General features: G+C 75.2%; 2 protein-coding genes. Both read right to left on the bottom strand.

Annotation, left to right across the window (positions count from 1 at the left end; translation table 11 throughout):
- Positions 1-3 precede the first annotated feature (3 nt).
- Positions 4-6,381: a type I polyketide synthase gene (locus tag AB0G50_RS26960; protein ID WP_360113517.1), complete on the bottom strand. Its 6,378-nt coding sequence runs from the start codon at positions 6,379-6,381 to the stop codon at positions 4-6.
- Positions 6,374-11,137: a type I polyketide synthase gene (locus tag AB0G50_RS26955; protein ID WP_360113515.1), complete on the bottom strand. Its 4,764-nt coding sequence runs from the start codon at positions 11,135-11,137 to the stop codon at positions 6,374-6,376. The genes AB0G50_RS26960 and AB0G50_RS26955 overlap by 8 nt, the downstream gene beginning before the upstream one ends.
- Positions 11,138-11,396 lie beyond the last annotated feature (259 nt).

The raw sequence follows: 11,396 nt of genomic DNA, 5'->3' as shown, positions 1-11,396 counted from the left end.
TCGTCAGGGTGCTTCGAGTTGGTCGATCAGGCGGAAGATCTCGTCGTCGGTCGCCGACGCCAAGTCCAGGTCCCGAGCACCGTCGGCCGGGGCGTCCCAGCGCCTCAGCAGGGACCTCAGCCGCGCCGGCAGGTCGGGGTGGCTCCCGTCGGCCGCCGCGAGGGTGGCCAGGGCCGCTTCGACGGGGTCCGGTTCGGCGGCCGCGGGATCGGGCGCCCGGTCCTCGACCACCTCGGCGAGGACGTACTCGGCCAGGTGCTCGAAGGTCGGGTGGTCGAACAGCAGCGTGCTCGGCATCCGCAGGCCGGTCGCGGTGGCGAGCCGGTTGCGCAGTTCCACCGCCGTCAACGAGTCGAAGCCCAGTTCCAGGAACGGCCGGTCGACGGCGAGGGTGTCCGGCGCCGGGTGGCCGAGCACGACCGCCGCGTGCGACCGGACCAAGGTCAGCGCGGTCTGCCGACGCTGGTACCCGGACTGCCCGGCGAGCGTGTCGGACAACGAGGCGCCGCCGGTGTCACGGCCGGTCGCGGGCCGGGCCGGGATGAGGTGGCCCAGCAACGGCGGGATCGGCTCGACCGCCGCGTAGGCGCGCAGGGCGGCGAGGTCGAGCAGCAGCAGGACCAGGCTGTCGCGCGCGGTGGCCTGCGCCGCGTCCATCAGGGCCAGGCCCTGCTCGACCCGGAAGGGGACCATGCCCGCCCGCGCGATCCGGTTCCGGTCGACGGCGGCGATCTGGGAGGTCATCCCGCCGACCGGCTCCCACGGACCCCACGCCAGGCACGTCGCCGGGAGCCCCCGCGCGCGCCGGTGGCGGGCGAGGGCGTCGGGGAAGGCGTTGCCCGCGGTGTAGTTGGCCTGGCCGGGGCTGCCCACCACGCCGGTGCACGAGCCGAACAGCACGAACTGCGCCAGGTCGAGGTCGCGGGTGAGTTCGTGCAGGTTCCAGGCGCCGGCGACTTTGGGCGCCAGCACGGTGGCCAGGTGGCGCGAGGTCAGGCTCTCCACCACGCCGTCGGCCACGACGCCGGCGGTGTGCACCACGGCGGTGAGCGGGTGCTCCGCCGGGATGTCGGCGAGCAGCGCCGCCAGTGCCCGGCGGTCCGCGACGTCGCACGCGGTGATCGTGACCTCGGCGCCCGCCTCGGCGAGTTCCCGCCGCAACCGCGGCGCGTGCTCGGCGTCGCCGCCGCGCCGACTGACCAGGAGCAGGTGCCGGACCCCGCGCCGGGTGACCAGGTGGCGGGCCACCTCGGCGCCGAGGCCGCCGGTACCGCCGGTGATCAGGACGGTGCCGTCCGGGTCGGGCTCGCGGGGGAAGGTCAGGGCGATCTTGCCGGTGTGGCGCGCCTGGCTCATGTGCCGGAACGCCTCGCGGGCCTGGCGCACGTCCCACGCCCGCACCGGCAGCAGCCGCAACGCGCCGGACTCGAACAGGTCGAGCAGTTCGCCGAGCAACCGGTTGAGGTGGCCCGGCGGGATGCTCTCGAACTCCAGGACGTGGTACGCGGTGCCGGGGTGGCGGGCGGCGACCTCGGCGGGGTCGCGCAACTCGGTCTTGCCCAGTTCGACGAACCGGCCGCCCGCGCGCAGCAGGTCGAGCGAGGCGTCCAGCAGCGGCCCGGTCACCGAGTTCAGGACCACGTCGACGCCCGTGCCGCCGCTGGTCGCCGCGAACCGCGCGCCGAACTCGGGCGTCCGGCTGGAGGCGATGTGGTCGTCGTCCAGGCCGAGGTCGCGCAGCACGGACCACTTCGCGGGGTGGGCGGTGGCGAAGACCTCGGCGCCGAGGTGCCGGGCGATCTGGACGGCGGCCATGCCGACGCCGCCGGTGCCCGCGTGGACGAGGACCTTCTCCCCGGCCGCGAGCCCGGCCACGTGGCACAGGGCGTGGTAGGCGGTGAGGAACACCGCCGGCACGGTCGCCGCCTGCGCGAACGACCAGGCCCGGGGCATCCGGGCGAGCAGGAGGCCTTCGACGCGCACGTGCGTGCCGAACGCTCCCGGCACGACGCCGAACACCCGGTCGCCGACGGCGAGTCCGGACACGCCGGGACCGACGGCCGTCACGACGCCGGCGCCCTCGGTGCCCAGCGGCGGTTCACCGGGGTACATGCCGAGCGCGTTGAGCACGTCCCGGAAGTTCAGGCCCGCCGCCCGGACGGCGACCTCGACCTCCCCGGCGCGCGGGGCGCCGTCCGGTTCGGGGCACGGTGCCGCCACGAGGTTCTCCAGCGTGCCGCGGCCGGTCGTGTCCAGCCGCCACCGGTTCGACGGCGGCGTCAACCCGTCGTGCGGGTCCACTTTGGCCAGTCGCGGCACGTACGCGGTGTCCTCCCGCAAGGCGACCTGCGGTTCGCCGACCGCCAGGGCAGCGGCGACGTCGGCGGCGCGCAGTGGGCCGCTCCGGTCGAGCAGGGTGACTCGTCCCGGGTGTTCCGCCTGCACCGAGCGGACCAAACCCCACAGGGGCGCACCGCACAGGTCCGGCGTCTCCCCCGGCCGCACCGCCACCGCGTCGCGGGTGGTGAGCACGAGGTGGGTATCGGCGAGCGCGGGCTCGGCGAGCCAGCCCTGCACCAGGCGCAGGCACCACCGGGTCGCGTCGCCCACCGCGACCGGCACGTCGGCGGCGTCGGTCCCGCACACGACCAGTGCCGTCGCCGGTGCGGGCGTCCCGGACTCCACGGCCCGCGCGAGGGTCGCCGGATCCGGGTGGACCGGGAAGCCGGCGAGGTCCTCGGGATCGCCCACCACCACCCAGTCCCCCGGTGCGGCCGACGGCGAGGCGGCCGGTACCGCGGTCCAGCCCAGTTCGAGCAGACCCCGACCCGCGGCGCCCGCCGTGCTCGTGCGGCGGCCGACGAGCGAGGTGACGGTGACGACCGGGCAGCCGGTCCGGTCCGTCGCGGTGATCGTGACCTGGTCGCCGGTCGTGGTGACCTTCGTGCGCAGGTGGGTGGCCCCGGTGGTGTGGAGGCCGACCTCGTTCCAGGTGAACGGCAGGAACGGCGTCGTGTGGCGCTCCAGGTCGACGAGCAGTGCCGACTGGAGCACGCTGTCCAGCAGCACGGGGTGCAGCGCCCAGCCGTCGGCGGTCTGGTCGGGTCCGGGCAGCACCGTCTCGGCGTAGAGGTCGTCGCCGTGCCGCCACGCCGCGCGCAACCCCCGGAACCCCGGCCCGTACCGGAACCCGGTCCGCTCGCCGATGTCGGTGTAGAAGTCGGTCAGGTCGACCGCGGTGGCGCCGGCGGGCGGCCACTCGCCGAGCGGCGGGTCCGGTGCCACCCGCTCGACGGCGAGGGTCCCGGTCGCGTGCGGCGCCCAGGTGTCCACATCGGATGGTCGGGCGTGGACGGTGATCCCGCGGCGGCCGGCGTCGTCCGGTGCGGCGACCGCGACCTGGACCGCGGTGTCGGTGCCCTCCGACAGGACCAACTGGGTGTGCATGGTGAGTTCCTCGACGGCCGGGCAGCCGAGTTCGCGTCCCGCGTGCAGGGCCAGGTCCAGGAAAGCGGTACCGGGCAGCAGGACGTTGCCGCCCACGACGTGATCGGCGAGCCACGGGTGGGTCGCCGCGGACAGCCGGCCGGTGAACAGGGCGCCGCCGTCGGGCTGGTCGACGCGGGCGGGCAGCAGGGGGTGGCCGCCGGCGCGTTGGCCGAGCGCGGTGAGGTCGCCGCCGGTCGGCCCGAAGTCGGGCCAGTACCGCTCGCGCTGGAAGGCGTAGGTCGGCAGGTCGACCGACCGCGTCCGGTGGTCGCGCGTCGCGGCCGTCCAGGTGATGTCCGTGCCGGTGGTGTGCAGCTCGGCCAACCCGGCGAGCAGGCTCTCCGGTTCGGTCCGGTCCCTCCGGAACAGCGCGGTGGCCGGTGCTCCCCCGACCAGGCGGGTCAGCGTGGTGGGCCCGGCTTCGAGGAACCGGGTGGCGTGCCGGCCGGTCAGCCAGTCCAGCGCCTGGTGGAACCGGACCGGGCGGCGCAGCTGCCGGATCCAGTAGGCGGGCGTGCCCAGGTCGGGGTCGGGCGCCCCGGTGAGGGTCGACACCACCGGGATGGTCGGCGGGTGGGCCACGACGCCGCGCAGCGCCTCGGCGAGGGAGTCCGCGATGCCGTCGATGTGGTGGCTGTGGAAGGCGTGGCGGGTCCGCAGCCGCTGGGCGTCCCGACCCAGCGCCCTCCAGTGGGCGATCACCCGGTCGATCGTGTCGGGTTCGCCGGAGACCACGGTGTCGACCGGACCGTTGGTGGCCGCGATGTCGAGCTCCGGGCTGTGGGCGAGGACCTCCTGTTCGGTGGCGTTGACGGTCGCCATCGCGCCGGGCGGCAGGTCCTCCATGATCCGTCCCCGCAGGGCGACGACGGTGCACGCGTCCCGCAGCGTGAGGACGCCCGCGACGTGCGCGGCGGCGATCTCGCCGACCGAGTGGCCGACGAGGTGGTCCGGCGTGACACCGAAGTCCGCCAGCAGGCGGAAGAGGGAGACCTCCATCGCGAACAGCGCGGTCTGGGCGTAGACGGTGTGGTCGAGCAGTTCCCGGTCGCCGCCGTCGACCACGTCGGACAGCGGGCGGTCCAGGTGCGGGTCGAGCATCGCGCAGATCTCGTCCCAGGACTCGGCGTAGACCCGGAACCGGTCGCGGAGCTGTCGGCCCATGCCCGGGCGCTGCCCGCCCTGTCCCGGGAACAGCAGCGCGAGCCGGTGCCGTTCTCCGCGGACCTCCCCCGCCACCACACCGGCGGCCTCCCGGCCCTCGGCGAGCGCGTCCAGCCCGTCGAGCAGGCGGGTCCGGGACGCCCCGACGACGACCGCGCGGTGCGGCAGGCCGGTCCGGGCGGTCAGGGCGTGGGCGATGTCGGCGGTGCTGCCCGGCGGGTCGGTGGCGAGGTGGGCGCGCAGCCGGACGGCTTGGGCCCGCAGCGCTTCGGGGGTCTTGGCCGACAGCACCCACGGCAGCTCGATCGCGGGATCGTCGTCGGGTGGCGGCACGCCGTCGTCGGGTGCCTCCTCCAGCACCACGTGGGCGTTGGTCCCGGCGACGCCGAAGGACGAGACGCCCGCGCGTCGCGGCCGCCCGTTCCCGGGCCACGGCCGCGACCGGGTCAGCAGGGCGATGTTGCCGGTGTCCCAGTCGACGTGGGGCGAGGGCGGGTCGGCGAACAGCGTGGCGGGCAGCTGTCCGTGCCGCAGTGCCAGCACCACCTTCATCACCCCCGCCACCCCCGCCGCCGCCTGGACGTGGCCGATGTTGGACTTCACCGAACCCAGCCACAGCGGTCGGTCGGCGCGCTGCCCGTAGGTGGCCAGCAACGCGGTGGCCTCGATCGGGTCGCCCAGCGTGGTGCCGGTGCCGTGCGCCTCGACGGCGTCCACGTCGGAGGGCAGGAGGTCGGCGTCGGCCAGCGCCTGGCGGATCACCCGCTCCTGCGCCGGCCCGTTGGGTGCGGTCAACCCGTTGCTCGCGCCGTCCTGGTTCACCGCCGAACCGCGGATCACCGCCAGCACCGGGTGACCGTTGCGGCGCGCGTCGGACAGCCGTTCCAGGACGATCATCCCGACGCCTTCGCCCAGGCACATCCCGTCGGCCCCGGCCGAGAACGGGCGGCACTGGCCGTCGGGGGCGAGGTTGCCCAGCCGGCTGTACTCGACGAGCAGCGACGGCGTGGCCATCACGGTGACACCACCGGCCAGCGCGAGCGCCGACTCGCCGGACCGCAGCGACCGGCACGCCAGGTGGATGGCCGCCAGCGACGACGAACACGCGGTGTCGACGGTGAGCGCCGGTCCTTCCACGCCGAGCTTGTAGGCGACGCGACCGGACATGACGCTGCCGGCGGTGCCGGTGCCCACCAGACCTTCCAGCTTGGCCGACCGCCCGTTCACCAGGAACGTGTAGTCCTGTCCGTTGGTGCCGGCGAAGACGCCGGTGGCGGTGCCGCGCAGGCTCGCCGGGTCGATGCCGGCCCGTTCCAACGCCTCCCACGACGTTTCCAGCAGCAGCCGCTGCTGCGGGTCCATCGCCAGGGCCTCGCGCGGCGAGATCCCGAAGAACCCGGCGTCGAAACCGGCCGGGTCGCGGAGGAAACCGCCGTGCCGCACGTGGGTGGTGTGGGGTGTCTCCCGGTCCGGGTGGTGGACGTCCGGGCTCCAGCGGCGGTCGGTGGGCAGTGCGGAGACCGCGCTGCGGCCGGCCGCCAGCAACTCCCACAGCCCTTCCGGGGAGTCCACGTCGCCGGGGAAGCGGCAGCCCATGCCGATCACCGCCACGGGTTCCCGGCGCCCCTGCTCGGCCTCGCCCAGCCGCCGCCGTGCCTCCCGCAGTTCACCGGTCAGCCTGGCGAGCAGGTACCGGGTCCGGTCGTCGGAGGCGTCCCTGTCAGACAATCCCGAACTCCTCTGCGATCAGGCCGACGATCTCGTCGTGCGACGCGGTGTCCAGCCGATCGGCGACGTCGCCGCCCTGGACGGGGATGGCGCCGCCGCACGCGGCGAGGAGGGCGCGGGCCCGGTCGGCCACCGCCTTGCGCTCCGCGGCGGACAACTCCGCCGCGGCCAGGGCGCCGTGGAGCCGCTCCAGGTCGGCCAGCGCGGACGCGGCGGTCGTGCGCGCCGCGGGACGCAGTTCCTCGTCGAGCCTGCGGGCCAGCGCGGCGGGCGTCGGGTGGTCGAACAGCAACGTGGCGGGCAGCCGCAAACCGGTGAGCGCGTTGAGCTTGTTGCGCAGTTGCAGACTGGTCAGCGACTCCACGCCCAGGTCCTTGAACGCCGAGTCGACGGCGGCCTCGGCCTCCGAGGCCAGGTTCAGCACCGCGGCGGTCGTGCTCTGGACCACCTCCTCCAGCGCGCGCAGCCGCTCCCTGCCGGTGAGACCGTCGAGTCGGGCGATCAGCGCCGGGACGTGGTCGTCGGGTGCGTCCTCCGCCCGTCGGACCGCGGGGTGGTCGCGCAGCAGCGGGAGGCGGCGCAGGTCCGGGTCCGTCCAGTGGCTCTGGACGTAGGTCAGCGAGGTTTCCCGGCGGCCCAGCAGCAGGGCCAGCGCCGCGCCGAGGAACTCCGCGCGCAGGGCGGGGTCCTGCCGGCTGTCGGGCCGCTCCCAGCCCAGGACCGCCGCCGGCAGGCCCAGCGCGCGCCGGTGCCAGGCCAGCGCGTCGAGGAACGCGGCGGCCGGCGCGTGATCACCGATGTCACCGGGCTCCCAGGTCTTCGCGGTCGGCGAGACGAGCACGAAGGCGGCGAGGTCGTGCCCCCGGGTCAGCTCGTGCAGTCGGACCGCGCCCGCGACCAGCGTCGAGTGCCGGACGTCGCCCGCCTGTTCGGCACCCGCCTCGACGGCGTGGAACACGGCGCCGAGCGGTTCGTCGTCGGGCACGGCGGCGAGGACGGCGGCCAGGGCCGGGCGGTCGGCGACGTCGCACTCGACGACCGAGGCGGTGACACCCCACGTGGCCGGTTCGGCGGCCAGGTCCACGCCCTCGGTGCCGGGCTCGCAGACCAGCAGGAGGCGCGTGGCGCCGTGCCGGGCCAGCCAGGCCGTGACATCGCGCCCGGTGACGCCGGCGGCGCCGGTGACCAGCACCGTCCCCGAGGGGGTCCAGTCGGCCGTGACGTCGGCGGCGGGCACGGGCACCAGCCGCCGGGCGCACAGGCCCGCGTCGCGCACCGCGATCTCGTCCTCGTCGTGGTGCCCGACGAGCACGTCGACCAGGCCGGCGACCACCGCCGGGCTCGGCGTGCCGGGCAGGTCCACGGCGGCGCAGCGCCACTCGGGGTGCCGTGCGCCGATCACCTGGCGCACACCCCAGACGAGGGCTTGGCCCGGACGGGTGGTCGAGTCGCCCGAGCCGGTGGACACCGCCTCCGTGGTCAGGCACCACAGCCGCGGCTGCGCGCCCAGCTCGAACAGCGCCCTGGCCAGCGCGGCGGTGGCGCCCTCCGCGCCGACCGGCCGATCCGGGAACGCGTCCTCCGCCAGGGCGAACAACGACACGACGTCGGTGGCCGCCTCCCCGCGCAGCAGTTCCACCAGGTCCGCCTGTCCGGTCCGGTCCGGCGGCACGACCACGCGCCGCGCGGGGACACCGGCGTCCGCCAGCCCGGCCGTGAGCGCGTCGAGCCACGGGTGGCCGAGCGCGGCGGCCGGCACGACGAGGAGCCGGCCGGCCGCGGCGGACCGCGCCGGACCGACCTCCACCCGGGTCCAGCCCACGCGGTGGCGCATCGAGTCGGCGGCCGCCACGCGCCGCGCCCGACCGCGCCAGGCGGTCAAGGCGGGCAGCAGCGTGACGAGCGAGTCGCGGGCCCGCCCGTCGGCCAGGTCGAGGGCACCGGCGAGCTCGTCCGGGTCGGCGCGGTCCACCAGGTCCCAGAACCCGCCGTCGGCGCCGCCGGCCGCGGTGGACGCGCCCGAGCCGGTCGGCAGCGGGAGCCAGTAGTGCCGGCGCTGGAACGGGTAGGTGGGCAGTTCCACCTCACTGCCGCCGGGCAGGGCGGCCCGCCAGTCGACCGTGCCGCCGCGCACCCACCACTCGGCCACCGATTCGAGGAACCCGCCGTCGTGGTCGCGGCGCAGCGACGCCACCACGGTCGCCTCGGCCTCGCGCTCGTCGAGCACCTCCTGGATGCTCATGGTGAGCACCGGGTGCGGGCTGACCTCGATGAACGCCCGATGGCCGTCCTCGACCACGCGGCGAACGGCCTGCTCGAACAGCACGGTCTGCCGCAGGTTGCGGTACCAGTGCTCGGCGGCGAGCCCGGCGCCGTCCACCACGGCGCCGGTGACGGTGGAGTAGACCGGTATCCGTGCCGGTCGCGCGGTGACGTCGCCGAAGCCCGCCAGCAGGGGTTCGCGGATGCGTTCGACCTGGTGCGAGTGCGAGGCGAACTCGATGATCCGCTTGGCCCGGACCCGGCCGTCCCGGCAGTGCCGGTGGAGCTCCTCGACGGCGTCGACGTCACCGGAGACCACCACCGAGCCGGGGCCGTTGCACGCGCCGACGGTGAGCCGGTCGTCCCACCGGGCGATCAGCTCCCGCGTCCGCTCCGCCGACAGGTCCACCGCGAGCATGGCGCCGCGCCCGGCCAACTCCCGGTGCACCAGCCGGGACCGCACGGCCACGATCCTGGCCGCGTCCTCGAGGGAGATCGCCCCGGCGACGTGCGCGGCGGCGATCTCGCCCTGGGAGTGGCCGAGGACCGCGGCGGGCCGCACCCCGTGGTGCTCCCAGAGCCGGGCGAGGCCGACCATCATCGCGAACAGCGCCGGCTGCACCACGTCCAGGCGGTCGAGGCCCGGAGCGCCCGGCGCACCCCGCAACGCGTCGGTGAGCGACCAGTCGACGTGGGGCGCCAGGGCTTGCTCGCACTCGTGGACGGCGCGGGCGAACACCGGCGACCGGTCCAGCAGGTCCCGACCCATGCCCACCCACTCCGAGCCCTGGCCCGGGAAGACCAGGACGACACCGTCGTGGCCGCTCCTGCGGGCGCGGCCGGTGGTCGTCCCGGGTGCCTCCCGGCCGGCGGCGAGGGTGTCGAGCCGGTCGAGGAACTGCTCGCGCGACGCGGCGACGACGACGGCGCGGTGCTCGAACCCGGTGCGAGTGGTGGCGAGCGACCACCCGATGTCCGCGGTGGAGCCCGCACTCCCGCGGCGCGCGTGGTCGCGCAACTGCGCCGCCTGCGCCCGCAGCGCGTCGGCCGTGCGCGCGGACAGCACCCACGGCAGCGTCGAGTCCGGGTCGGGCGACGGGAGCGGAGCCGGGTCCGGGGGCTGCTCGAGGATCAGGTGGGCGTTGGTGCCCGAGATGCCGAACGACGAGATCGCCGCGCGGCGCGGCCGGTCGTCGGCGGGCCACGGGCGTGCCTCGGCGAGCAGGCCGATCGCACCGCCGCCCCAGTCGACGTGCGGGGACAGCGTGCCGGTGTGCAGGGTCGGCGGCATCACCCCGTGCCGCATCCCCATGATCAACTTGATGACGCCGGCCGCGCCCGCCGCGGCCTGGCTGTGCCCGATGTTCGACTTGACCGAGCCGAACCACAGCGGTCGGTCCGGCGGGCGGTCCCGGCCGTAGGTCGCCAGCACGGAGGCGGCCTCGATCGGGTCGCCCAGCGTCGTGCCCGTGCCGTGCGCCTCGAGCACGTCGACGTCCTCGGGCCGCAACCGGGCGTCGGCGAGCGCCGACCGGATCACCCGCTGCTGCGCGGCCCGGTTCGGGGCGGTGAGGCCGCTGCTCGCGCCGTCCTGGTTGACCGCGCTGCCCCTGATGACGGCCAGCACCCGACGGCCCTCGCGGCGCGCGTCGGAAAGTCGTTGCAGCACCAGCATCCCGGCGCCCTCGCCCCACGCGGTGCCGTCGGCCTCGGCCGCGAACGGCTTGCACCGCCCGTCGGGCGCCATGTTGCGCTGCGCGCTGAACTGGACGAACGTCGACGGCGACGTCATCACCGTGACTCCGCCCGCCAGCGCCAGGGTGATCTCGCCGGAGCGCAACGACTGGCACGCCAGGTGCACCGCGACCAGCGAGCCCGAGCACGCGGTGTCCAGGGTCACCGCGGGCCCCTCGAGGCCGAGCGCGTAGGCGATCCGCCCCGAGATCACGCTGCACGACGTGCCGATCATCAAGGGGCCCTTGGCGTTGTCCTCGGCGGGCTCGTGCAGGCGGGGTCCGTAGTCGTGGTGGATCGCGCCCACGAACACGCCGGTGCCGCTGCCCGCGAGCCCGGACGGGTCGATCCCCGCGTGCTCCAGGGCGGTCCACGCACTCTCCAACGCGAGCCGCTGCTGGGGGTCCATCATCGTCGCGTCGCGCGGGCTGATGCCGAAGAACGCCGCGTCGAACCCGCCCACGTCGCGGACGAAACCGCCGCTGCGGGCGATCGACCTCCCCGGCCGGTCGGGGTCCGGGTCGTAGAGGTTCGCCACGTCCCAGCCCCGGTCGACGGGGAAACCCGTCGTCGCGTCGACACCGCCGATCACCAGGTCCCACAACCGCTCCGGCGAGTTCGCGCCGCCCGGCAGCCGGCAGGTCATCCCGACCACGGCGATCGGTTCCCCGGTTTCCAGTTCCTGCACGCGGGTGCGCAACCGGGCCAGGTCCGCGATCGCTTTCTTCAGGTAATCGCGGAGTTCGTCTTCGTTCGCCATCGGGCATCGCTCCCCCGGGCAGGCCGATAGACGTGCCGCGTCGAGTGGGCTTGGGGTGATCTGCGCATTCGATCCTGGCCCGGGCGGGAGGACGCGGCAACGAATCCGTGCCACATGGACCCGCGAGGTTGTCGAGATCACTCGATCAGGCCGAGGTCGATCACGATCAGTAGTTCACGGCCGAGGGACGACCGAATGTGCTGGTATATCCGCACTTCGGGTCATCCGGCGGACTCCGCGTTGCCGACGGTCGAGCGGT

This window comes from Actinosynnema sp. NPDC020468, from assembly GCF_040642015.1.
GTDB lineage: Bacteria > Actinomycetota > Actinomycetes > Mycobacteriales > Pseudonocardiaceae > Actinosynnema.
Note: the sequence above shows the minus strand (reverse complement) of the source record. Positions and strands in the feature narration are given on the sequence as shown.